The sequence below is a fragment of the uncultured Aggregatibacter sp. genome, assembly GCF_901873365.1.
GTDB lineage: Bacteria > Pseudomonadota > Gammaproteobacteria > Enterobacterales > Pasteurellaceae > Aggregatibacter.
In genome coordinates, this window is record NZ_CABFLM010000104.1 from 23,586 (window position 1) to 45,478 (window position 21,893).

Consider the following 21,893-nt stretch of genomic DNA (forward strand, 5'->3'; position numbering starts at 1 on the left):
TTATTCCGCCAAATCCCGTTTAAAGACAAATTCTGTTTTTGTAGATGCCACGCTATCAAACCAGTAGCCGCCAAGGTCGAATTCCTTGAGCTGTTCTACGTCGCTAAGGCGATGTTGAATGAGGTAACGACACATTAAGCCGCGTGCCTTTTTAGCATAGAAGCTAATCACTTTATACTTCCCATTTTTGTTATCTAAGAAGATCGGTTTGATAATCTGCGCTTTTAATTGTTGCTCTTGCACCGATTTGTAATATTCATCAGAAGCTAAATTAATTAAAATGCCGCCTTGTTCATCAATTGCTTGTTGTAACACCGGAGTGATGACGCCCTGCCAGAACGCATATAAATCCTTGCCTTTCGGGTTAGCGAGTTTTGTTCCCATTTCCAAACGGTATGGCTGGATTAAATCGAGTGGCGTTAATAAGCCATATAAGCCGGATAAAATACGCAAGTGTTGCTGGGCAAATAACACATCTTCTTCGTTGAGAGATTCAATGTCTAATCCGGTGTAAACATCGCCTTTGAACGCATAAACCGCCGCTTTGGCATTCTGTTCGTTATGATTTTGTTGCCATTCGGCAAAACGGGCGGCATTAAGTCCCGCGAGTTTATCGCTGATTGACATTAATGAGCCAATGTCTGCCGGTGTCAGTTCACGGCAAATATCGATCAGTTGTTGGCTTTGTGTTAAAAAGTGCGGTTGAAAATGCGGGAGTTTTTTAGGGACTGCGCTTTCAAAATCTAATGTCTTCGCAGGTGAAATAATGGCTAACATAAACAATCCTGTAATGGTTCTGATAACAACGCTAAAGCGCGCTTAATTGCCAATTAATCGGGGCAATACCCTGTTGTTGTAAATAGGCGTTGGTTTTCGAAAAATGGCAGCAGCCGAAAAAGCCACGATGGGCAGATAGCGGCGACGGATGCACTGCGGTTAAAACACAATGTTTTTGGCGATCAATGAATTGCCCTTTTTTCTGTGCCGGGCTACCCCATAATAGAAAAACCAGATTTTCGCGATGTTGATTCAAGGCTTCAATCACTTTATCGGTGAAAATTTCCCAGCCCCAATTAGCGTGGGAATGGGCTAAACCCTGTTCTACGGTTAAAACCGAGTTAAGCAATAACACGCCTTGCTGTGCCCATTCCACTAAATAACCGTGATTCGGCATCTGAAAGCCCTCAATGTCATCGGACAATTCTTTATACATATTTAACAAGGACGGTGGCGGTTTGATACCGGGTTTAACGGAGAAAGACAAGCCATGCGCCTGATTTGGCCCGTGGTAAGGATCTTGCCCTAAAATCACCACTTTGACTTGATCAAATTCGGTTAACTTGAACGCGTTAAACACATCATGCGCCGGCGGATAAATGATTTTACCGGCCTCCCGTTCTGCGTGAACTCGCTGCAAAACGTGCTGGAAATAAGGCTGTTGTTTTTCTTGTCCAATCACATCTGTCCAGGTTTTCATCATGGGGTTCCAATCAATTTTGAATGACGGAAATTATAAAGAACCTAAGGCAAAATTCATAGCCATAAGTTGCCTTTCTTAGTTTCTAAAATGTAAGAAAAATATCTCAATGCTGTGAAATGTTAGAGAAAAATGACGCAATATTCTTGATTAAAATCAAATACCTCAAAATAATTAAAAAAAGACTTTGGTTCTACATCAAATTTATTTGAAACTTTCAAAAGTTTTGATAGAATCCGCTCAGTTCAATTAATATACAGAAAAGCCAAACTTAGGAGGCATTTTATGATTAAAGGTATCCAAATTACCCACGCTGCTAACGACAATCTTTTAAACTCTTTCTGGTTGTTAGATAGCGAAAAAGGTGAAGCCCGTTGTTTATGTGCAAAAGGTGATTACGCGGAAGATCAAATCGTTGCCGTAAGCGAATTAGGTCAAATCGAATACCGCGAATTACCGGTAAACGTCGCACCAACTGTGAAAGTAGAAGGCGGTCAACACTTAAACGTGAACGTATTACGTCGTGAAACATTAGAAGATGCGGTAAAACACCCTGAAAAATATCCGCAATTAACTATCCGTGTTTCCGGTTACGCAGTACGTTTCAACTCGTTAACCCCTGAACAACAACGCGATGTTATTACCCGTACTTTCACTGAAAGTTTATAATTTCATGTTGAGTAAAAAGAACCCCCGATAAATTCGGGGGTTCTTTTTACTTTCTTCCCCCATGTTTTCCGATCATTCAATATGACCACTTGGGCAGTGAAAATAAACGGAAAATATAGGGTGCTGTCGGAAACGAAACTTACGTTTAATCCGTGGGTAATAAATTACCCATGGTTAGGCATAGTTGCTCACTTTTGGGGAACTTGCAGTTTGTAAAATAATTATAGATATGAAACCTTATGTTTAAGAAAAATCAATAGCGTTAAACCATGATGCATTTTCTATTCCTGAAGATGATCTATTAGTTACTGGCGCACTTGTTGGCTAGTATGCCATAATTATGCCGCCCCCCACAAACCGAAGACACAAAACAGGTGTGAACGTGTTAAATTTCCATCGCTCTTTTTAACCCTTGAATTTACAATCCAAGTGCAACAAACGAATGAAACCCGTCCCAATTTGGTCATTGTGAACGTGAAGCCGTCGGAAAATGAGAAATTTAAAGCCATGGTGTTGCCGGAAATGACGCAATCCCTGAAAGTGGAGCCGGGTGTGTCGGCGATGTATGTCGCTACAGTGAAAGAACAACCGAGTCATTGGGTGTTCTTTGAAATCTACGCCAACGATGAGACTTATACGGCACACCGATGAGATGTTGCAGGATAAGCAAAGTATCGAAATCCGTCCGACCTATTTGGACTACAAAGGCAGCTTGGTTTTTTAATGCAAGTGGCAGATAAGCTTGCACAAACGTAAAAAGTGCGGTCGAAATTCATGGTGTTTTTCGACCGCACTTTATGTTATTTCAAGAAGGAGAAGGGCGATTAAGCGACGGCTTTTAACAACTCCTCGACAGCTAAAATGCCTAAATTGTTAGACGCAAGTGGGCTGTCGCCGGTGAGCACGTTGCGGTCTTTGTTCACTTGACCTGTAATGCCTTCGTTCAATACTTTCACGCCTAAAGATTCTAAGCGTTCCGCTAATAACCATTGTAATTTGCCCGGAATGTAGCCGATGTCCACGTTCGCGCCTTCGTCTAACGCATCTGGGAATACGCAGATTTCATAGCCGTTGAATGGGAAATCTTCCGGTTTTTCGCCTATGCTTGCTGCTAAAAATGCTGCAGGTCCGTGGCATAAGCTGATGATATATTTATCATTTGCAAACGCCCAGTTTAATACTGCTTTCATGTCGGTGCTGAACGGAAGACCGTGTAATGCTGCGTGACCACCCGGGATTAACACGCCTAAGTATGGTGAATCTTCCGCTGTGACTTCCGCCAAAATATCCGCTAATTTATGTGGATTTTTGAATTTCGGCAAGTAGGTTTCGTATAAGCCCATCACCGCTTCATCTTCGGTTGGCATCGCCCACATTTCAAATTTTACCGAGTTACCTGAAAGGGTTGCCACTTCAATTTCAAAACCAGCGTGGTGAATATGCAACATTGGCAACATCGTTTCCACAGGGTGGTTACCCGTTGAAAATAATTTGCCGTTTTTCATTTCTAAATAGCGTTCGTCAGAAGCCACCATTAAAATTTTGTATTTGCCACCTGTGTAAGGTTTGTCGAATTTAAAACCGTCGAAATCCGTTTTTTTCGCCACATATTGGCTTAATGAGTATTCTGATGGGAAAAATGCGTTATGTTCTGCACGGTCTGCTACTGGGCTTTTTAAATCTGCCATTTTTTTCTACTAATGTTAAAAGAATGTTTAAAAAAGATTGTTTGTTGTAATGGGGGCATTATATCCTAGTCTTTCAATTTGAAAATTAATAGAATAAGAATAAACTATTCTGAAAAAAGGAATAATGATGAATAAATTAGAAGCTCTTCGTTATTTTTGCTCCGCTGCGGAAACTCTTAATTTCCGTGAAACCGCTCAACGCCTTGCCGTTTCGCCCCAAGTAGTCACGAGAATGATTGCCAATCTCGAAACGTTATTAGGCGAAAGCCTGTTCAAGCGTAACACTCGAAACATCAAACTCACTGAATTTGGCGAGCAATTTTTACCGAAAGCGACGCAATATTTGGCGAAAGGCGAACAGCTATTTGCTAAAAACAATGTAAAAGAAAAAGCAATGCAAGGTGTAGTTCGGATTACCCTGCCGCCGATGCCTTACAACGATGAAATTCTGTTTGAATTATTGACCGCACTTGAGCCCTACCCCGACATTGCGATTGATTGGCGGGTGGGCATTGATAAGCTCAAAAGTGTAGATGACCAAATTGACATTGGCTTGCGAATTTGCCAAGAACCTGAGTTGGATTGGGTGGCGCAGCATATCTGCACTTTTTCGGAAAAAATTGTCGCCTCGCCCGCCTTACTCAAGCGATTGGATTTCCCTAAAGATTTACAAGATTTAGCCCAAAATTATCCACTGAGTGGTTTGATTGACCCCAAACTGAAACGTATTTGGCAATGGCAAATCAACGCTGAACAACGTTTTATGCCCAACAGAGCGATATTCTTCGCCTCTGACGTGCAAAGCGAATTGCAATCAGCTCTCGCTGGTCGCACTTGTTCTTATCTTATCAACAGTGTTTGTGATCCCTATTTAGAAAATGGTCGATTGGTGGAACTCTTCCCCGAAATTGAAAAGCAAAAATGGCAGCTTTATTTATACCGACCATATCAAACGATTGTTGCCGAGCGGGTGATATGGGTGTATAACAAGTTGAAGGAGATTTTGTTGTCGAAAATGTTTTAGGTATAAAAATGGCGAGATGATCTCGCCATGTTTTTATCACGATAGCTTATCCACAATCGATTTTAACATCGTATAAGATTGGGCTTGCTTTTGCTCATCAAAAATATAGCTCACTGCCATAATTTCATCAAAATGTACCCGTTCACGTAATTGCTTGAGTTGAAATTCTACGCTTTCAGGACTACCGATAAGCGAACAAGCCGTCATTTGTTCCACTACGGCACGCTCTTGGTTGTAAATTGGGATTGCCTCGAAATCGACTGGGCCAAAGTGTGGTTTCTTTTGGGCATGCATTTGGGCTTTCCAAACGTCTTCTTCTGACGCCATCGGTGGTTGTAAATTTTGTTGCGCATTAGTCACTATATTTAAGAAAAATAGTGTTTGCGTCGTCGCGAGTTGTCTCGCTTCGTTATCGGTTTCTGCAACAATCGCGTTCACACCTAAGATGACATAGGGTTCAGCAAGATAGGTAGAAGGTTTGAAGTTTTTGCGATAAATCTCCACCGCCATTTCCATCATGCGTGGCGCAAAGTGTGAAGCAAAGGCATAAGGCAAGCCAAGCTCTGCCGCAAGATAGGCACTTTCGGTGCTAGATCCTAAAATATAAAACGGTATATTCAAGCCTGCGGAAGGATAAGCTGAAACAGGATTGCTATCTTTAAAGTAACCTCGAAGTTCCGCGATTTCCGCAGGGAAATCCAGACTGTTTCGTCCACGACGAAGTGCTGCAGCCGTTTGCATATCCGTTCCTGGTGCACGGCCTAAACCGAGTTCAACACGGTTTGGATAAAGCGTCTCCAGTGTGCCATATTGCTCAGCCACCACATAAGGCGAATGATTCGGTAACATCACGCCACCTGAGCCAACGCGCAAGGTCTTCGTATTGGCTAGCGTATGCTGAATTAAAAGTGCGGTCGCTGAACTCACCAAATTTTTCATATTATGATGCTCAGCAATCCAATAGCGTTCAATGCCAATGTTCTCAGCATGTTTTGCAAGACTTACCATAGACTCAACGGCTTGCAAATAAGTTTGTCCTTCTCGGACGGGGGCGAGATTAAGAATGGAAAGTTTCATAGTGTTTCTCCTTATTGATTGAGCAAAGTGAAATCCAACATCACTTTCCCAATATGCGTGCCTTTGTCCATTTCTATATGGGCTTTTGCTACGTCGTTAAAATCAAATACTTGATGAATAATCGGTTTGCCGATTTCACCGTTGCCGAGTTTTTCCCAGAGCTCGTTAATTCTAACCGCTCTTTGATGATTTACTTGTATTATACGCTGACTATCATGAGTTAAAATACATAAAATACGAATAAACTATTCTGAAAAAAGGAATAATATGAATGAACCGGATGCTCTGCGCTCTTTTTGCGTCGCCTGCGAAACCTTCAATTTTCGTGAGACTATGCAGCGTTTGGCGACGTCTTTGCAAGTGGTAACTCGCACGATCACCGAGTTGGAAGAATTGCTGGACGAAAGACGGTTTTAACACAGCTCACGGAATATCCCCCCGAATTTGGCAAAATTTTTGCCGAAAATCACGCAATTTCCGGCGGAAAGCGAGCGTTTATTTGCTTCCCCAAAATTGAGCGAGAAAGCGATGTATGGTGTGGTGTATATCATCTTGCCGCCAATGCCTCATAACGATCAAATGTTGTTTGAATTACTGACCGCACTTCCCTTTTCTTTTCTAGCGATTTCCACGCTTTTCGGGTACAATCCGCCAGTTAAATTTAATGACTTTTTGAATGAGAAAACTGACTGATTTATGAAGAATATTCGCAACTTTTCTATTATTGCCCATATTGACCACGGTAAATCCACCTTATCTGATCGTTTAATTCAAACCTGTGGGGGACTTTCAGATCGTGAAATGGAAGCGCAAGTGCTCGATTCTATGGATTTGGAGCGCGAACGCGGGATTACCATCAAGGCACAAAGCGTAACGCTGAACTACAAAGCCAAAGATGGCGAAACCTATCAACTGAATTTTATCGACACACCGGGACACGTTGACTTTTCTTATGAAGTATCTCGCTCTCTTGCGGCTTGTGAAGGCGCATTATTGGTAGTCGATGCCGGACAAGGTGTAGAAGCACAAACCTTGGCAAACTGTTACACCGCTATCGAAATGAACTTGGAAGTGGTGCCGATTTTAAACAAAATTGACTTACCAGCGGCCGATCCTGAACGTGTTGCGGAAGAAATTGAAGATATTGTGGGAATTGATGCCATGGAAGCCGTGCGTTGTTCGGCTAAAACGGGCGTGGGCATTGAAGACGTATTAGAAGAAATTGTTGCCAAAATTCCGGCACCGGAAGGTGACCCAAATGCGCCATTACAGGCATTAATTATTGACTCGTGGTTTGATAATTATTTGGGTGTAGTGTCTTTGGTTCGCATTAAAAACGGCACGTTACGCAAAGGCGATAAAATCAAAGTGATGTCCACCGGCCAATCATATAACGTCGATCGTTTGGGGATTTTTACGCCGAAACAAGTGGATACCACTGTATTAAATTGCGGTGAAGTTGGTTGGGTCGTTTGTGCCATTAAAGATATTTTAGGCGCACCGGTGGGAGATACCTTAACGCTACACAATAATCCGGCAAGTTCCGTTTTACCGGGCTTTAAGAAAGTTAAACCCCAGGTTTACGCCGGCTTATTCCCGGTCAGCTCTGATGATTATGAAGCGTTCCGTGATGCGCTTGGTAAATTAAGTTTAAATGACGCCTCCTTGTTCTATGAACCGGAAAATTCCACCGCACTTGGCTTCGGTTTCCGCTGTGGTTTCCTTGGGCTGTTGCACATGGAGATTATTCAAGAACGTTTGGAGCGTGAATACGATTTAGATTTAATCACGACGGCACCAACCGTGGTCTATGAAGTGGAATTAACCAATGGTGAGGTAGTCTATGTGGACAGTCCGTCAAAACTGCCGCCGTTAAACAATATTGCTGAAATTCGTGAACCCATTGCGGAATGTAATATGCTATTGCCACAAGAATATCTCGGCAATGTGATTACCCTTTGCGTTGAAAAACGTGGCGTGCAAACCCATATGGTTTATCACGGCAATCAAGTGGCGCTGACTTATGAAATCCCGATGGGCGAAGTGGTGCTGGATTTCTTTGATCGCCTGAAATCCACCTCGCGCGGTTATGCGTCTTTAGATTACGGTTTCAAACGCTTCCAAACGGCAGATATGGTGCGCGTGGATATTATGATCAACGGTGATCGTGTAGATGCGTTAGCGTTAATTGTACATAAAGACAATGCACCGTATCGCGGTCGTGAATTGGTAGAAAAAATGCGTGAACTCATTCCACGTCAACAATTTGATATCGCGATTCAAGCGGCAATTGGCAACCACATTATTGCCCGTTCTACCGTGAAACAATTACGCAAAAATGTGTTGGCAAAATGCTATGGTGGTGATGTCAGCCGTAAGAAAAAATTACTACAAAAACAAAAAGAAGGTAAGAAACGAATGAAACAACTCGGCAATGTTGAAGTGCCACAAGAAGCATTCTTAGCCATCTTACACGTAGGAAAAGACAAATAAGGAAAGTATTCATGTCGAACGTATTTACGATTATTTTAATCGCTGTCGGATATGGTTTGTGGAAAGTATTGGATCATTTTCAGTTACCCAACACCTTTTCCATTTTACTCATTATTTTTACCGCACTTTCTGGTGCCGTTTGGTGTTATTTGCGCTTTGGCGTGTTACCAAAACGCGCCAGACAAATTGCACGCTTGGAGCAACGCAGTGGCAAACCATTAAACGACGAGGAAAAAACTCAAATTGAACCGATTTCAGAAAGTTCTGAATTTGTCGCGTCTTTATTTCCGGTATTAGCTTTTGTATTGATTGTGCGCTCATTTATTTTCGAGCCATTTCAAATCCCCTCTTCTTCCATGGAACCCACATTGCGTATTGGCGATTTCATCTTAGTCAATAAATTTGATTACGGCATTAAAGATCCGGTTTTCCAAAATACGTTGATAAAACGAGGCGAGCCTCAACGTGGTGATGTCATTGTGTTCAAAGCACCGGAATCCCCTAGTACCGACTACATTAAACGTGTTGTCGGCACCCCCGGCGATCGCATAATTTATAACGAAGCGAATCGTCATTTAACCTTGGTTTACGCCAAAGACGGCAAAGAATGTTTGACCGATTGTGAAACCAAAGAATTTAGCTACACGCTACCTCAACCGAATGAAAGTTTCCGTTTTATTTTAGGACGAGATCACAGCGGTAAAGTGCAATACGGCCCTGCACCATTAGAAACCATTGAAACCGGTGATGTGACACACGCTATTCATTGGTATCCACAGCCGATTAACGAAGGATATCGTTATAAAGCCTTTAGCAAACAAGAAAATTATGTAACAGAATGGGTTGTGCCGGAAGGGCAGTATTTTGTCATGGGCGATAACCGTAACAACAGTGAAGATAGCCGTTTTTGGGGCTTTGTACCGTCACAAAATATCGTCGGGAAAGCCACCTATATTTGGCTGAGTTTAAAGAAAGAACAGGATGAATGGCCAACCGGCATTCGTACTGAACGCTTATTCCAAAAAATTCAATAATATGAGAGACCATAATTTAGATCGTTTACAACAAAAAATTGATTACCAATTTCAAGATACCGATCTTCTTAAACAAGCCCTCACCCATAGAAGTGCAGGGCATAAACATAACGAGCGCTTAGAATTTTTAGGCGATGCCATTTTAAACTTAACCATTGCCAATGCCTTATTTCATCAATTTCCCAAGTGCAACGAAGGGGAACTCAGTCGAATGCGGGCAACATTGGTGCGTGAGCCAACCTTAGCGATTTTAGCGCGCGATTTCCAGTTGGGAGACTATCTTTCACTGGGACAAGGGGAATTAAAAAGTGGCGGATTTCGTCGTGAATCTATTTTAGCTGATTGCGTAGAAGCCATTATTGGTGCGATTTCGTTAGATAGTAGCCTCACTCACGCCACTGAAATCGTAATCCGTTGGTATCAATCTTTATTAAAAGAGATTCAACCGGGCGATAACCAAAAGGATGCGAAAACCCGTTTACAAGAATATTTGCAAGGAAAAAAACTCCCTGTGCCGACATACAATATTGTGAATATTCAAGGGCAAGCTCATAACCAATTATTTATTGTGGAATGTTCCATTAAAAATGATGACCGCACTTTTATCGGCAAAGGTTCCAGTCGCCGTAAAGCAGAACAAGCGGCAGCAGAACAAATTCTTCAAGAGCTAAATATCAAATGACAGAACAACTTGAAACGTATTGTGGCTTTATTGCCATTGTAGGTCGTCCGAACGTAGGGAAATCTACCTTACTGAACAAAATTCTCGGACAAAAAATTTCGATCACTTCGCGCAAAGCGCAAACCACTCGTCATCGCATTGTGGGCATTAAAACTGAAGGTCCGTATCAGGAAATTTACGTGGATACGCCGGGGCTGCACATTGAGGAAAAACGCGCTATCAACCGTTTAATGAACCGTGCCGCCAGCAGTGCAATTACTGATGTGGATTTAGTCATTTTTGTGGTCGATGGCACACACTGGAATGATGACGATGAAATGGTACTGAATAAACTGCGCAAAACCAATGTGCCGGTTGTCCTTGCCATTAATAAAATCGATAACATTAAGCATAAAGACGATTTATTGCCATTTATTACGGAAATCAGCCGTAAATTTACCTTTACCGACATCGTGCCGATTTCTGCTGAAAAAGGGAATAATTTAGAGGTAATTGAGAATATCGTGCGTCAATCTTTGCGCCCGGGCGTACACCATTTCCCGGAAGATTATGTCACCGATCGTTCTCAACGTTTTATGGCATCAGAAATTATTCGTGAAAAATTAATGCGCTTTATGGGGGAAGAATTACCTTATTCTGTGACCGTAGAAATTGAGCAATTTAAGGTGAACGAACGCGGAACTTATGAAATCAATGCCTTAATTTTGGTTGAGCGTGACGGACAGAAAAAAATCGTCATTGGCCATAAAGGTGAAAAATTGAAAAAAATTGGTACGGAAGCCCGTTTAGATATGGCGCGTTTATTTGATAATAAAGTCCATCTGGAACTTTGGGTCAAAGTAAAATCCGGCTGGGCAGACGATGAGCGGGCTTTGCGAAGTCTGGGGTATATGGAAGACTAACCTTCAGCTAAACACCATCACTTGATTTAACTCACTTCATACCATCAAAAATCCCCTAAGACTGTCGCCTTAGGGGATTTTTATTTAATCATTACACTTCTTCGTTTTCTTCAGAGAAACGCTCAATGCGAGCGCCAATACCCCGAAGTTTTTCTTCAATGCGTTCATAACCACGATCGATATGATAGATACGATCAACAATGGTTTCACCGGTTGCAATACAGCCGGCAAGAACCAAACTGATAGAAGCACGTAAATCCGTTGCCATGACTTCTGCGCCGGATAAATGATCAACACCGTGGCAAATTGCCGTGTTACCTTCAATTTCAGCTTTGCCGCCCATCCGAATCAATTCAGGAATATGCATAAAACGATTTTCAAAAATAGTTTCGGTGATGATACTGGTACCATTTGCCACCATGTTTAGCAAGGTGAACTGTGCTTGCATATCGGTTGGGAATCCCGGGTAAGGTGCGGTGCGAATATTCACTGCCTTCGGACGATTACCCAACATATCGAGTGTAATCGTCTCTTCCGTTACATCCACTTGAGCGCCGGCCTCACGTAATTTATCAATCACGGCATCTAAGGTGTCTGCCTTGGTATTTTTACAGACAATGCGTCCACCGGAAATGGCGGCTGCCACAAGGAATGTCCCGGTTTCAATACGATCGGGAACGATACTATGTTGACAACCAGTTAAGCGTTCCACGCCCTCAATGGTAATGGCATCAGAACCGGCACCGCTAATTTTAGCACCCATTTTATTTAAGAATTCTGCCGTATCGGCAATTTCCGGTTCACGTGCGGCATTTTCAATTACCGTTGTGCCTTTGGCTAGGGTTGCAGCAATCATAATGGAGAGTGTAGCTCCTACACTGACTTTCTCCATCACAATACGCGTACCACTTAAACGTCCATTGACGTGCGCTTTTACATAACCGTCTTCAAGAACAATTTGAGCACCAAGGCGTTCTAAACCGCTAATGTGTAAATCCACAGGACGGGCACCGATAGAACATCCGCCCGGCAGAGAGACTTGTCCTTGATTAAAACGGGCGACTAAAGGAGCAAGCGCCCAAATGGAGGCACGCATGGTTTTAACTAATTCATAAGGCGCGACAAAGTGATCGATTTTAGACGCATCTAAGCTCACAACACCTTGCTCATTGCGCGTTACCACAACACCGAGTTGGCGTAAAATTTTGAGTGTTGTTTCAATATCTTTAAGATCAGGCACATTGGTTAATGTGACAGGCTCTGTCGCTAAAATTGCAGCAAAAAGAATGGGTAATGCCGCATTCTTCGCACCGGAAATTTCTACGGTGCCTTTTAAACAAGATTGACCATAAACACGAAATTTTTGCATGAGAGTACCCTGTAGGAATTAAGCCGGTGGATTAAGTAAACGTTCGCGTTTCCATTTTTCAACGGTATAAGTGCGGATGGAAAGTGCGTGGATTTCATTGCTGGAAATATGATCCAACAATGGCGCATAAATCATTTGCTGCTGTTTAACTTTAGATAACCCGGCAAACTGATCGCTAACTGCGATCACGCCATAATGGGCATTTTCACCTTGGACGTAAACTTCATCAAGCTGAAGTGCTTCTTTTAAAATTCGTTCAATTTCTTGCGTTTCCATTAACGATTTCCATTTTGCGGGATAAATTGTGCAATCCAATCGGATAATCCGAAAAGATCAGCTAATGTTAGTAATTGTGATGGTGGATTTTGCAGAATTTGTCTCTGCGCTTTTGTTAACAAGGTTTGGTTATGTTGTAAAAAGTCACAGAGTAACGCAAAACCGGCGGAGTCAATACGGGTAATTTGGCTTAAATCCCAAACAATCATTTGCCCGTCTAACTGCCCTTCCAATAAAAAAGAAGCACGTTGCTGCCAAAGTGGCAACAACGTGTTACGAGATAACTCTCCTGATAATTGGAGCGTCATTTTACCATCATTTACCTGTGATTCCCAATGTAAACTTTGTGTCTCTTGCATGGATTATTTGCTCAACGTAATTGGTGTATCCGCTGATTTTTGTAGCTGTGCAGTCAATGCATCCAGCCCTTGTTTACGAATGATTGGGCTCCATTCTTGCTGTTTGGTATTCACCATGCTTGCACCACCGGCTGTCATGTCATACACCTGCCATTGACCGGTTTTGCTATTTTTATACCAATAGAAATCCACGTTTAAAGGCGGTTGATTATTCGGTTGCGCCACTTTAACGTTCACGGTCGCAAGACTTGCAGATTCTTCCTTCATTTTGCCGATTTGAATACTTTGATCGCTATACATGGTTAACACTTGTGCATAAACCTGTTCGATGTATTTATCTAAAACGGCAAAGTAACGATCCCGCTCTTCTTGGGTTACGGTTTTATAGTTTTGTCCTAAAATTTTAGAGCCGGCATACTTCACATGAACATACGGCATTAAATCTTGGCGCACAATTGTTCTGAGGTAATTCGGATCTTGTTTAATTTTACTTTGGTTCGCTTTAATATCGCTAAACAGTTTTGCCGACACTTTTTGCGTTAAATCATAGGGCGTATCTTCCGCCATCACTTGTTGCACGGCAAAAAGTGCGGTGAAAATAACCAACGTTTTTGCTAACCAGCGTTTTACATTCAGTTTTAACATACATCCTTCTCCTGTAGGTTGTGTAAATTAGTGACTTTCGGCGGCGTCATTTGCTTCGCCTTCCGTTTTCTTATCTTCTTTATTACCGTATAAGAACTGGCCGATAAGATCTTCCAGCACCATGGCAGATTTGGTATCAACAATTTTGTCGCCGTCTTTCAGCATCGCAATTTCACCGTCGTCAAAACCGACATTTAATGCAATGTACTGTTCGCCCAATAATCCTGAGGTTTTAATGGATAACGAACTGGTTTCAGGAATCTTGTTGTATTCTTGATTAATCGCAATCGTTACTTTCGGCAAATACGTTTTCGGATCCAATTCAATATTGGATACGCGCCCAACCACGACACCGCCTACTTTAAGTGGCGCACGCACTTTTAGTCCGCCGATATTATCGAAAGTTGCATAGACTTGGTAAGATTTTGTTTCACTAAAGCCTTGTACGTTGGCAACTTTTAGGCCTAAAAAAACAAGCGAGGCAATGCCTAAAAGCAAAAATAAACCCACCCAAAATTCATATTTAATTGTTTGTCGCATACTCTTTCCTTACAAACAGAGATTAATTTGCACCGAACATCATCGCTGTCAGCACAAAGTCTAAACCCAATACCACTAATGACGCATGAACTACCGTTCTCGTCGTGGCTTTACTAATACCTTCGGACGTTGGCATACAGTCATACCCGTTAAATAACGCAATCCATACAACAGCAATGGCAAAAAAGACGCTTTTGATTGTGCCGTTTAGAATATCATGTTCCCATGTGACTGCGTTTTGCATAACAGACCAAAAACTACCGGCATCCACGCCTTTCCAGTCAACCCCGACTAAAGAACCGCCCCAAATTCCAATGGCGATAAAAATCATGGAAAGAAGCGGCATGGCAATAATTCCTGCCCAAAAACGCGGTGCAATCACCCGACGCAACGGATCGACCGCCATCATTTCCAAGCTGGATAATTGTTCGGTGGCTTTCATTAAACCAATTTCTGCCGTTAGGGCAGAACCGGCTCGACCAGCAAATAAAAGTGCGGTCACCACCGGGCCTAATTCTCGCAACAAGGATAAGGCGACTAATTGCCCGAGGCTGGTTTCTGCGGAGAAATCCACTAAAACCACATAGCCTTGTAACCCAAGCACCATGCCAATAAATAAACCGGAAAGCATGATGATTAATAAAGATTGCACGCCAAGAACATGCAGTTGCTTAATAAGAAGTGGGAAATGCTTCGTCACTTGCGGTTTCCCAACTAATGCGCCGAACAATAAAAAGCCGGCACGACCTAGCGCCCGTACAAAATTAATCACATTGCGCCCGAGGGCTGAAATGAAATTCACTAGCATTCAAACAACTCCTCAATATAATTCGGTGCAGGGTAATGAAAATGCACCGGACCGTCTGCTTGACCTTGTAGGAACTGAGTCACCTGAGGATCTTGGCTTGCCAGCAGCTGCTCGGAAGTGCCTTCCGCGATAACGTGTTTATCCGCGATAATATAAGCATAATCCGCAATGCTTAACACTTCTTGCACATCGTGCGACACCACAATCGATGTGAGATTTAAGGCTTCGTTTAACCGTTTAATGAGGCTGAGAATCACCCCCATACTAATCGGATCCTGCCCGGTGAACGGTTCATCGAACATCATTAAATCCGGATCTAATGCTATCGCGCGGGCAAGGGCGGCACGCCGAGCCATCCCACCGGAAAGTTCGGAGGGCATTAAATCAGCTGCACCACGTAAGCCAACCGCTTCCAATTTCATTAACACGATCTGACGAATTAATGACGGTGGCAAATTCGTATGCTCACGAATCGCAAATGCCACATTATCGAAAGTAGAAATATCGGTAAACAATGCGCCCGATTGAAATAGCATTCCCATGCGTTTGCGCACTTCATAAAGTTCACGATTTGACAGTTTGCAAATATCTTGCCCATCAAACAAAATTTCCCCCTCGGTCGGCAACAACTGCCCACCAATGAGTTTTAATAACGTGGTTTTACCAATGCCGGAAGGCCCCATAATGGCAGTAATTTTGCCCTTGGGAACCTTCAGATTAAGATCCTTATAAATAATTCGATCGCCACGCTTAAATGTCAGATGTTTAACTTCAATTAAAGATTCGTTCATAACACATTCGTTGCAAATAATAAGAGGCTATAAAATCGCCACTAACTAAAATAAGCTGCGATACTCTATGAAATTCCACTGAATGTCAAATAGAATTATCTGAATTTACCCATCGATTTTCCTTGCCGATACCTTGGTATCCTATATAAAAACATCATAAAATCAGGCCGCACTTTTACATGCTTTTCACAAAACTATGCTATGATTGCGTCTTCTTATTAACTAGACTGACTTAACATAGGCTTATGAATATTCGCTGGAATATTATTTTATCGGTCATTGCGCTGGGGTTATTAGCTTGGTTTTATCGTTTAAATCAAGACGATAACCATTTAACTGAACTCATTAAATCAGAAGATCGGCCGGAATATATCGGACAAAAAATGGAGACTGTCGTTTATTCGCCTAGCGGTAAAAAGCAATACCTCGCCACCTCTTTGCAAGTGGAATACTACACGGCTGACGGGCATACCGACTTTCAACAACCTAAAGTGACATTACTCGAGATGAATGTGCCTAGTGCCAATACCGAAGAAAAAGAAAGCTGGGAACTCCGTGCCGATAAAGCGAGATTAACCAAAGATAATATGTTGTATTTAGAGGGCAATGTGGTGGCACAAAGCCTCTCTCCCCTCTCCCGTTTACAGCGCATTGAAACCGAAAGTGCGGTGGTAAATTTAACAACGCAGGATATTCGTTCGGACAAAATGGTTACGCTCAACGGGCAAAATTTTAGTTCGACCGGCTTGAAATTAACGGGTAATTTGCAACAACAAGTGGCTAATTTAAAAGAACAGGTAAAAACACATTATGAAATTAATAAGCAATAAACTTTTCCTTGCTTCCACATTAACTTTAATCGCTTTCTCCGCATTCGCGTTAAAAGACGATACCAATCAACCGATTAACATCGTATCCGATAACCAATCGTTGGATATGAACAGCCGTGTGGTCACCCTCAGTAATAACGTGGTGATTACACAGGGTTCTATTCTTGTCAAAGCGGATAAAGTGATCATTACCCGTCCGGAAGAAAACGCCAATAAGAAAGATACCGTTGAAGCTTTTGGCAATCCTGTTACGTTTCATCAAATGATGGATGATGGCAAACCAGTGGACGGTAAAGCCAATAAAGTGTTTTATGATTTGAGTACAGAATTTTTAACCTTAACCGGCAACGCCGAATTAAAGCAATTAGATAGTAAAATTAGTGGCAATGTCATTACTTATGATGTGAAAAAACAACAGTTGAAAGCGAACGGTTCTTCCGGCTCTCGTGTAAAAACTGTCTTAATTCCAAACCAATTAAATAATGCTAAAGGCAAGAAATAAGGTGAAACATGGCGATTCTGTCTGCTGAAAATTTAGCGAAAAGCTACAAAAAACGCCAAGTGGTTTCTGATGTAAGTTTAACCGTCAACTCTGGTGAAATTGTCGGTTTACTCGGGCCAAATGGCGCCGGAAAAACAACCACGTTCTACATGGTGGTTGGCTTGGTGAATCATGATCAAGGCAAAATTCGAATTGATGAAGAAGACATCAGTTTGTTGCCAATGCACAATCGCGCTCAAAAAGGCGTAGGTTATTTACCACAGGAAGCCTCTATTTTTCGCCGCTTGAGTGTGTATGAAAATTTAATGGCCGTATTAGAAATACGCAAAGATCTGACCGCACTTCAACGTCGTGAACGTGCCGATGAGTTGATTGATGAATTCAACATTGGTCATATTCGAGACAATCTAGGGCAATCACTCTCCGGCGGCGAACGTCGTCGCGTGGAAATTGCGCGTGCCTTGGCAGCAAATCCGAAGTTCATTTTATTAGATGAACCTTTTGCCGGCGTTGATCCTATTTCGGTGATTGATATTAAGAAAATTATCAAAGACTTACGTGATCGTGGCTTAGGTGTGCTGATTACCGATCACAATGTGCGGGAGACGCTCGATGTGTGTGAGCGCGCCTATATTGTGAGTTCCGGTAAAATGATTGCCACCGGCACACCTACTGAAATTATGAATAACAAATTGGTAAAAGACGTGTATTTAGGTGCAGATTTCCAACTATAGCTTATGAAATTTACCGAATTATTAACGCCTCAAACCCTTCGTCAGGGAATGATTTCTTCCAGCAAAAAACGGGTGTTTGAATCTATCGCGCGCATTGTGGAAGAACAATTACCCATGGAAAATGGGGAACAATATTGTTTTGATTGTTTATTTAATCGTGAAAAATTAGGCAATTCCGGTTTAGGCGGTGGCGTTGCGATGCCGAAAGGCCGTCTGCCACAAGGTACAAAACCCATTGGTGTGTTTATTCAATTAGAAACCCCCATTGAGTATGATGCTGCCGACAAACGGGATGTGGATTTAATTTTTGCGGTATTAATCCCAGAAAATATGTGTAGCGATTATGCCCAGTGTCTGCCGAAATTGGCGGACTATTTAATGGATAAATCACTTTGCAAACAACTGCGTTCGGCAAAAAGTGCGGATGAGATTTGGAAAATTTTTCTGCATTATGATCAATGTGAAAATGAGCCGTCAGAATCCGATGAGGAAGATACGCCAATCTCAATGCCGGATAACGCAGAAGAATAAGTGCCATTTGAACGAATCAAGGGGAACATCATGGAAATTATCATCATTAGCGGACGGTCGGGTGGCGGTAAATCCGTCGCATTAAGAGCGTTAGAAGATATGGGCTATTATTGCGTGGATAATTTGCCATTGGATTTACTGCCGAAATTAATTGAAATTCTGTCAGTTAGCCAAACGGCCGCTGCGATTAGTTTAGATATTCGCAATTTACCGGCGTCCCCACAAGTGTTGGAAAAGACCATTAATGATCTTCAACAACAGCACAATGTTAAAATTATTTTCTTAGATGCTGATAACAGCACTTTAGTCCGCCGCTACAGCGATTCTCGTCGTTTACATCCGCTTTCCACCCATGATCTTTCTCTAGAAGCCGCCATTGAAGAAGAAGCGAAACAGCTTGACCCTTTAATTCAACAAGCCAATTTGATTATTGATACAGGCGCGTTATCCACCCATGAGCTTGCGGAACGCTTACGTGAATTTTTACGTGGGCATTCTGATAAAGAATTAAAAATCGTGGTGGAGTCTTTCGGATTTAAATACGGCATTCCACTTGATGCGGATTATGTATTTGATGTGCGCTTTCTGCCTAATCCGCACTGGAACCACGCCTTGCGACCGCTGACAGGATTAGATGAGCCGGTGGCGGAATTTTTAAATAAACACAATGATGTACACCAATTTATTTATCTAACCCGCACTTATATCGAAACTTGGTTACCCTTACTGGAACAAAATAATCGCAGTTATTTAACCATTGCTATCGGATGCACCGGCGGAAAACATCGCTCCGTTTATATTGCTGAACAGCTGGGAAGATATTTCCAAGACAAAGGCAAAAACGTCAAAATTTTACACCGCTCTTTAGAAAAACATAAAAAATAATGCCTTTCTCATACCTGAAGAATGCGTGGTCATTTAAAAATACAAAAATAAAAATAGGCGGAATAATGAATTTTATTCCGCCTATTTTGCTATAACACCATGCGAACGCCTTTAATTTCTGCCAATGTTTTGTAAAGCGTTTCAATCTGTTCAATATTGTCTGCACGCACCTTAATTGAAACAGAATGATACGTACCTTTGCCGCTTTCTTTCATGGTTGGCGTATAATCCCCTTTAATGGTTTTATGTACAGTTTGCACAACATCATCAATCAAATCTGCCCGTGCCGCACCGACAACTTTAAATGTAAAATCACAAGGGAATTCAAGTAAATCTTTGAGTTTCTTATTATGTGCAAGATCCGTCAAATTAACGGTTTTATCGTGAGTCATTGTTTTTCCTAAAATAAATAAAAAATTCACCGCACTTCATCACCGCTGATGACATCAAAAAATCAAAAAGTGCGGTCGTTTCTGCCAAGATTTTAAACCTAACTAAATAAACTTTTAATCGTCAAGACCAGCCAATCCCAAACGCGACCTAATATCCCCGCTTCTTTGACTTCTTGCATCACTTGCAAGTTTAAACTGGCAACATCTTTTCCATCCAGTTGGTAAACGACTTTCCCGACGACTTGACCTTTAGCAAGTGGCGCTTCGAGATATTTTTTATCCAACTCATAGCGTGCTTTCAATTCGGTATTTTTACCTTTCGGGATGGTAATAAATCCATCTTGCAACACACCTAATTGCACGTTATTTTCATCGCCATAATAGACACGCTGTTCTGAAATCGGTTTACCAGCTTCTAATGTTTTAAAGGTCTCAAAGTTCGCAAAACCCCATTGTAATAATTTTTTGCTTTCCACTTCTCGCCCTTTGTAAGTCGGCACACCCATCACGACAGAAATTAAGCGCATATTATTCGGGTTCGTCGCTGAAGCCACCAGATTATAACCGGCTTTATCTGTATGACCGGTTTTCATCCCATCTACATTAATGGTTTTATCCCATAATAAACCGTTGCGGTTTGGTTGCTTAATTTTGTTAAAGGTAAATTCTTTTTCCGCATAAATTTTATATTCTTCCGGCAAATCATGAATAATATGTGAACCAATAATCGCCATATCACGTGCTGAAGAATACTGCCCTTCTTCGTCTAAGCCATGCACTGTCGTAAAATTCGTATTTTTTAACCCAAACTGACGCACATATTTGTTCATGCTCTCAATAAAGTTGGCGGTATTACCGGAAATATGCTCTGCCATAGCAACACAAGCATCATTTCCTGACACGATAATAATCCCACGATTCAGATCTGCTACGGAAACCTGTTGGTTTAAATTTAAGAACATTTTTGAGGAGCCCGGGAAATTTTTCCCCCATGCGCTTTCCCCAATGGTTACCATATCTGTGCTATGGATTTTTCCCTGTTTTAATGCTTGCCCCACGACATAGCTAGTCATCATTTTGGTTAATGAGGCGGGATATTGTCTTTGATCCGGATTCAATGCCGCTAACACCGCACCGGAATTGTAGTCCATTAAAATATAGGTTTGTGCGTTAATTTGTGGCGTAGTTACATCGTAGGCTACGTCATTTGCATTTGCGATAAAGGAGGCACTGAGCATTCCGGTAAAAAGTGCGATTTTTGTTTTTGTCGCGATATGATAAAACATAATATTAAACATCCTAGATTAGGTCATTATTTATTGTAAGCATACACAATTAAAGGCTCGGAATGTTTCCATTGTCTCAATTGTGTTTTGAGTTTTTCTATTTCATTTTTTGATTTAAAAGGGCCAAAGTGAACATTGTATTTTTTACCCTGCGCAATCATTTCCGCTTTAATATTTTTTGATGATAATTGCTTAATGATTTTTTCAGCCTCTTTTTTGCTGGGAATATTCACCATCTTGACTTTATAACTTTCTTTTTTATTCCCTGCCTTATCCTTTTTGGCAATACGGTTTTCATCGGTGGAAGCATTATTTTTAGCATTGGGTTTTAACCGTTTTAAGCCCTCCACATTTTTTGCTGATTTTGCCAATGTGGCACTCCCCGGCCCGGAAATATCGCCATTGGTATGCACGTGAAGGGCTTCAATCTTAACTAACCCCATTCCATAATTCACAATCCCGATTTCCTTTGCCGCCGCATGGGATAAATCAATAATGCGATCTTTAGCAAACGGTCCTCTGTCATTAATCCGTACAATGACTTTCCGCTTGTTATACATATTAGTCACTACCGCATAAGAATTAAGCGGCAGTGTCTTATGGGCTGCCGTGTATAGGGTGGAATCATAAGGCTCCCCCGTTGAAGTCGGGCGTCCATTAAATTTATGATGATAATAACTTGCAATACCTTTTTTCGTATATTCCTTGGCAGATTCAGGTGGATGCGTTACATAGACTTCACCATTGACTTCATAGGTTTTAGGCGAGTTAGATAACTGACGATAGATTAAACTCGGCCCTTGTATCCCATATAATTTTTTAGTTTCCGCTTGCACAGAAAGTGCGGTCAAACACAGAAACAAAAAAAGCACGTATGTTACAGTTTGTTTTATATTCAT

The 21,893-nt window shown here is 41.8% G+C and carries 29 protein-coding genes; 14 read left to right on the top strand and 15 right to left on the bottom strand.

Annotated elements, in window-relative coordinates:
* Positions 1–777, bottom strand: coding sequence for a peroxide stress protein YaaA (yaaA, locus tag QZ106_RS08940; protein WP_295976508.1), 777 nt, complete (start codon positions 775–777; stop codon positions 1–3).
* Between the two features lie 31 nt (positions 778–808).
* Positions 809–1,477, bottom strand: coding sequence for a uracil-DNA glycosylase (gene ung, locus QZ106_RS08945; protein WP_295976550.1), 669 nt, complete (start codon positions 1,475–1,477; stop codon positions 809–811).
* Positions 1,478–1,762: 285 nt separating this feature from the next.
* On the opposite strand from ung, the gene grcA reads away from it, so the two are divergent.
* Together grcA and QZ106_RS08955 are read left to right on the top strand one after the other, a co-directional pair.
* Positions 1,763–2,146 carry an autonomous glycyl radical cofactor GrcA gene (gene grcA, locus QZ106_RS08950; RefSeq protein ID WP_021616414.1) on the top strand — a complete coding sequence of 128 codons (384 nt, stop codon included), beginning with the start codon at positions 1,763–1,765 and terminating at the stop codon, positions 2,144–2,146.
* Positions 2,147–2,575: 429 nt separating this feature from the next.
* Positions 2,576–2,797, top strand: coding sequence for an antibiotic biosynthesis monooxygenase (locus QZ106_RS08955; RefSeq protein ID WP_295976509.1), 222 nt, complete (start codon positions 2,576–2,578; stop codon positions 2,795–2,797).
* A 173-nt stretch (positions 2,798–2,970) separates the two neighbouring features.
* On the opposite strand, the gene hchA is transcribed toward QZ106_RS08955, so the two are convergent.
* Positions 2,971–3,834, bottom strand: a complete 864-nt coding sequence (hchA, locus tag QZ106_RS08960; RefSeq protein ID WP_295976510.1) for a glyoxalase III HchA — start codon at positions 3,832–3,834, stop codon at positions 2,971–2,973.
* A 127-nt stretch (positions 3,835–3,961) separates the two neighbouring features.
* On the opposite strand from hchA, the gene QZ106_RS08965 reads away from it, so the two are divergent.
* Positions 3,962–4,858: a LysR family transcriptional regulator gene (locus QZ106_RS08965; RefSeq protein WP_295976511.1), complete on the top strand. Its 897-nt coding sequence runs from the start codon at positions 3,962–3,964 to the stop codon at positions 4,856–4,858.
* Between the two features lie 36 nt (positions 4,859–4,894).
* Here the strand turns inward: QZ106_RS08965 and QZ106_RS08970 are convergent, their stop codons facing one another.
* Both QZ106_RS08970 and QZ106_RS08975 read right to left on the bottom strand, forming a co-directional pair.
* Positions 4,895–5,935 carry an LLM class flavin-dependent oxidoreductase gene (locus tag QZ106_RS08970; protein WP_295976512.1) on the bottom strand — a complete coding sequence of 347 codons (1,041 nt, stop codon included), beginning with the start codon at positions 5,933–5,935 and terminating at the stop codon, positions 4,895–4,897.
* A gap of 11 nt (positions 5,936–5,946) precedes the next feature.
* A complete protein-coding gene (locus QZ106_RS08975; RefSeq protein ID WP_209364773.1) occupies positions 5,947–6,177 on the bottom strand; it encodes a zinc-binding dehydrogenase in 231 nt (76 codons plus the stop codon).
* A 25-nt stretch (positions 6,178–6,202) separates the two neighbouring features.
* Between QZ106_RS08975 and QZ106_RS08980 the strand changes: the two genes are divergently transcribed.
* The 6 genes from QZ106_RS08980 to era are packed head-to-tail and all read left to right on the top strand — an operon-like array spanning position 6,203 to position 11,046.
* Positions 6,203–6,352 carry a LysR family transcriptional regulator gene (locus tag QZ106_RS08980; RefSeq protein ID WP_295976513.1) on the top strand — a complete coding sequence of 50 codons (150 nt, stop codon included), beginning with the start codon at positions 6,203–6,205 and terminating at the stop codon, positions 6,350–6,352.
* A gap of 27 nt (positions 6,353–6,379) precedes the next feature.
* On the top strand, positions 6,380–6,628 hold the full coding sequence (locus QZ106_RS08985) for a hypothetical protein (protein WP_295976514.1): 249 nt from the start codon (positions 6,380–6,382) through the stop codon (positions 6,626–6,628).
* Positions 6,629–6,631: 3 nt separating this feature from the next.
* The gene (lepA, locus tag QZ106_RS08990) at positions 6,632–8,428 is read left to right on the top strand and encodes a translation elongation factor 4 (protein WP_295976515.1); all 1,797 of its coding nucleotides are present in this window, start codon (positions 6,632–6,634) and stop codon (positions 8,426–8,428) included.
* Between the two features lie 11 nt (positions 8,429–8,439).
* Complete coding sequence (lepB, locus tag QZ106_RS08995; RefSeq protein ID WP_295976516.1) at positions 8,440–9,462, top strand: signal peptidase I; 1,023 nt, start codon at positions 8,440–8,442, stop codon at positions 9,460–9,462.
* Between the two features lies 1 nt (position 9,463).
* Positions 9,464–10,144: a ribonuclease III gene (gene rnc / locus QZ106_RS09000; protein ID WP_295976517.1), complete on the top strand. Its 681-nt coding sequence runs from the start codon at positions 9,464–9,466 to the stop codon at positions 10,142–10,144.
* Positions 10,141–11,046, top strand: coding sequence for a GTPase Era (gene era / locus QZ106_RS09005; RefSeq protein ID WP_295976518.1), 906 nt, complete (start codon positions 10,141–10,143; stop codon positions 11,044–11,046). Before rnc ends, era begins: the two co-directional genes overlap by 4 nt.
* 91 nt (positions 11,047–11,137) lie before the next feature.
* Here the strand turns inward: era and murA are convergent, their stop codons facing one another.
* Genes murA through mlaF form a run of 7 tightly spaced genes read right to left on the bottom strand, consistent with a single transcriptional unit; the run spans position 11,138 to position 15,834 of the window.
* A complete protein-coding gene (gene murA, locus QZ106_RS09010; RefSeq protein ID WP_295976519.1) occupies positions 11,138–12,415 on the bottom strand; it encodes a UDP-N-acetylglucosamine 1-carboxyvinyltransferase in 1,278 nt (425 codons plus the stop codon).
* Positions 12,416–12,433: 18 nt separating this feature from the next.
* Positions 12,434–12,691, bottom strand: coding sequence for a BolA family protein (locus QZ106_RS09015; protein WP_290521841.1), 258 nt, complete (start codon positions 12,689–12,691; stop codon positions 12,434–12,436).
* Positions 12,691–13,050, bottom strand: a complete 360-nt coding sequence (locus QZ106_RS09020) for an STAS domain-containing protein (protein WP_021616403.1) — start codon at positions 13,048–13,050, stop codon at positions 12,691–12,693. Before QZ106_RS09020 ends, QZ106_RS09015 begins: the two co-directional genes overlap by 1 nt.
* 3 nt (positions 13,051–13,053) lie before the next feature.
* Positions 13,054–13,695 carry a phospholipid-binding protein MlaC gene (mlaC, locus tag QZ106_RS09025; protein WP_295976520.1) on the bottom strand — a complete coding sequence of 214 codons (642 nt, stop codon included), beginning with the start codon at positions 13,693–13,695 and terminating at the stop codon, positions 13,054–13,056.
* A gap of 27 nt (positions 13,696–13,722) precedes the next feature.
* Complete coding sequence (mlaD, locus tag QZ106_RS09030; protein WP_021616401.1) at positions 13,723–14,235, bottom strand: outer membrane lipid asymmetry maintenance protein MlaD; 513 nt, start codon at positions 14,233–14,235, stop codon at positions 13,723–13,725.
* A gap of 22 nt (positions 14,236–14,257) precedes the next feature.
* Positions 14,258–15,043 carry a lipid asymmetry maintenance ABC transporter permease subunit MlaE gene (mlaE, locus tag QZ106_RS09035; protein ID WP_021616400.1) on the bottom strand — a complete coding sequence of 262 codons (786 nt, stop codon included), beginning with the start codon at positions 15,041–15,043 and terminating at the stop codon, positions 14,258–14,260.
* Positions 15,037–15,834, bottom strand: coding sequence for a phospholipid ABC transporter ATP-binding protein MlaF (mlaF, locus tag QZ106_RS09040; protein ID WP_290521845.1), 798 nt, complete (start codon positions 15,832–15,834; stop codon positions 15,037–15,039). Before mlaF ends, mlaE begins: the two co-directional genes overlap by 7 nt.
* A 245-nt stretch (positions 15,835–16,079) precedes the next feature.
* On the opposite strand from mlaF, the gene lptC reads away from it, so the two are divergent.
* The 5 genes from lptC to rapZ are packed head-to-tail and all read left to right on the top strand — an operon-like array spanning position 16,080 to position 19,316.
* A complete protein-coding gene (gene lptC, locus QZ106_RS09045; protein WP_295976521.1) occupies positions 16,080–16,664 on the top strand; it encodes an LPS export ABC transporter periplasmic protein LptC in 585 nt (194 codons plus the stop codon).
* Entirely contained in the window at positions 16,645–17,166 is a 522-nt protein-coding gene (gene lptA / locus QZ106_RS09050; RefSeq protein WP_295976522.1) for a lipopolysaccharide transport periplasmic protein LptA, read from the top strand. The genes lptC and lptA overlap by 20 nt, the downstream gene beginning before the upstream one ends.
* An 8-nt stretch (positions 17,167–17,174) precedes the next feature.
* Positions 17,175–17,900: an LPS export ABC transporter ATP-binding protein gene (lptB, locus tag QZ106_RS09055; protein ID WP_021616396.1), complete on the top strand. Its 726-nt coding sequence runs from the start codon at positions 17,175–17,177 to the stop codon at positions 17,898–17,900.
* 3 nt (positions 17,901–17,903) lie between these two features.
* Complete coding sequence (ptsN, locus tag QZ106_RS09060) at positions 17,904–18,431, top strand: PTS IIA-like nitrogen regulatory protein PtsN (protein ID WP_295976523.1); 528 nt, start codon at positions 17,904–17,906, stop codon at positions 18,429–18,431.
* 30 nt (positions 18,432–18,461) lie between these two features.
* Positions 18,462–19,316, top strand: a complete 855-nt coding sequence (gene rapZ / locus QZ106_RS09065; RefSeq protein ID WP_033002610.1) for an RNase adapter RapZ — start codon at positions 18,462–18,464, stop codon at positions 19,314–19,316.
* Between the two features lie 89 nt (positions 19,317–19,405).
* Here the strand turns inward: rapZ and ybeD are convergent, their stop codons facing one another.
* The 3 genes from ybeD to QZ106_RS09080 form a co-directional block, all read right to left on the bottom strand.
* Entirely contained in the window at positions 19,406–19,708 is a 303-nt protein-coding gene (gene ybeD / locus QZ106_RS09070) for a DUF493 family protein YbeD (protein WP_021616393.1), read from the bottom strand.
* 98 nt (positions 19,709–19,806) lie between these two features.
* On the bottom strand, positions 19,807–20,994 hold the full coding sequence (locus QZ106_RS09075; RefSeq protein WP_295976524.1) for a serine hydrolase: 1,188 nt from the start codon (positions 20,992–20,994) through the stop codon (positions 19,807–19,809).
* A gap of 26 nt (positions 20,995–21,020) precedes the next feature.
* Positions 21,021–21,893: a septal ring lytic transglycosylase RlpA family protein gene (locus tag QZ106_RS09080; RefSeq protein WP_295976525.1), complete on the bottom strand. Its 873-nt coding sequence runs from the start codon at positions 21,891–21,893 to the stop codon at positions 21,021–21,023.

Coding starts and splice junctions, on each gene's coding strand:
- ptsN (WP_295976523.1), top strand. CDS start 17,904: ATGAAATTTACCGAATTATTAACGCCTCAAACCCTTCGTCAGGGAATG.
- era (WP_295976518.1), top strand. CDS start 10,141: ATGACAGAACAACTTGAAACGTATTGTGGCTTTATTGCCATTGTAGGT.
- mlaC (WP_295976520.1), bottom strand. CDS start 13,695: ATGTTAAAACTGAATGTAAAACGCTGGTTAGCAAAAACGTTGGTTATT.
- lptB (WP_021616396.1), top strand. CDS start 17,175: ATGGCGATTCTGTCTGCTGAAAATTTAGCGAAAAGCTACAAAAAACGC.
- hchA (WP_295976510.1), bottom strand. CDS start 3,834: ATGGCAGATTTAAAAAGCCCAGTAGCAGACCGTGCAGAACATAACGCA.
- QZ106_RS08965 (WP_295976511.1), top strand. CDS start 3,962: ATGAATAAATTAGAAGCTCTTCGTTATTTTTGCTCCGCTGCGGAAACT.
- ung (WP_295976550.1), bottom strand. CDS start 1,477: ATGAAAACCTGGACAGATGTGATTGGACAAGAAAAACAACAGCCTTAT.
- mlaF (WP_290521845.1), bottom strand. CDS start 15,834: ATGAACGAATCTTTAATTGAAGTTAAACATCTGACATTTAAGCGTGGC.
- ybeD (WP_021616393.1), bottom strand. CDS start 19,708: ATGACTCACGATAAAACCGTTAATTTGACGGATCTTGCACATAATAAG.
- lepA (WP_295976515.1), top strand. CDS start 6,632: ATGAAGAATATTCGCAACTTTTCTATTATTGCCCATATTGACCACGGT.
- murA (WP_295976519.1), bottom strand. CDS start 12,415: ATGCAAAAATTTCGTGTTTATGGTCAATCTTGTTTAAAAGGCACCGTA.
- lepB (WP_295976516.1), top strand. CDS start 8,440: ATGTCGAACGTATTTACGATTATTTTAATCGCTGTCGGATATGGTTTG.
- QZ106_RS09080 (WP_295976525.1), bottom strand. CDS start 21,893: ATGAATATAAAACAAACTGTAACATACGTGCTTTTTTTGTTTCTGTGT.
- QZ106_RS08970 (WP_295976512.1), bottom strand. CDS start 5,935: ATGAAACTTTCCATTCTTAATCTCGCCCCCGTCCGAGAAGGACAAACT.
- yaaA (WP_295976508.1), bottom strand. CDS start 777: ATGTTAGCCATTATTTCACCTGCGAAGACATTAGATTTTGAAAGCGCA.
- grcA (WP_021616414.1), top strand. CDS start 1,763: ATGATTAAAGGTATCCAAATTACCCACGCTGCTAACGACAATCTTTTA.
- rapZ (WP_033002610.1), top strand. CDS start 18,462: ATGGAAATTATCATCATTAGCGGACGGTCGGGTGGCGGTAAATCCGTC.
- lptA (WP_295976522.1), top strand. CDS start 16,645: ATGAAATTAATAAGCAATAAACTTTTCCTTGCTTCCACATTAACTTTA.
- rnc (WP_295976517.1), top strand. CDS start 9,464: ATGAGAGACCATAATTTAGATCGTTTACAACAAAAAATTGATTACCAA.
- QZ106_RS08980 (WP_295976513.1), top strand. CDS start 6,203: ATGAATGAACCGGATGCTCTGCGCTCTTTTTGCGTCGCCTGCGAAACC.
- QZ106_RS09020 (WP_021616403.1), bottom strand. CDS start 13,050: ATGCAAGAGACACAAAGTTTACATTGGGAATCACAGGTAAATGATGGT.
- QZ106_RS09075 (WP_295976524.1), bottom strand. CDS start 20,994: ATGTTTTATCATATCGCGACAAAAACAAAAATCGCACTTTTTACCGGA.
- mlaD (WP_021616401.1), bottom strand. CDS start 14,235: ATGCGACAAACAATTAAATATGAATTTTGGGTGGGTTTATTTTTGCTT.
- mlaE (WP_021616400.1), bottom strand. CDS start 15,043: ATGCTAGTGAATTTCATTTCAGCCCTCGGGCGCAATGTGATTAATTTT.
- lptC (WP_295976521.1), top strand. CDS start 16,080: ATGAATATTCGCTGGAATATTATTTTATCGGTCATTGCGCTGGGGTTA.
- QZ106_RS09015 (WP_290521841.1), bottom strand. CDS start 12,691: ATGGAAACGCAAGAAATTGAACGAATTTTAAAAGAAGCACTTCAGCTT.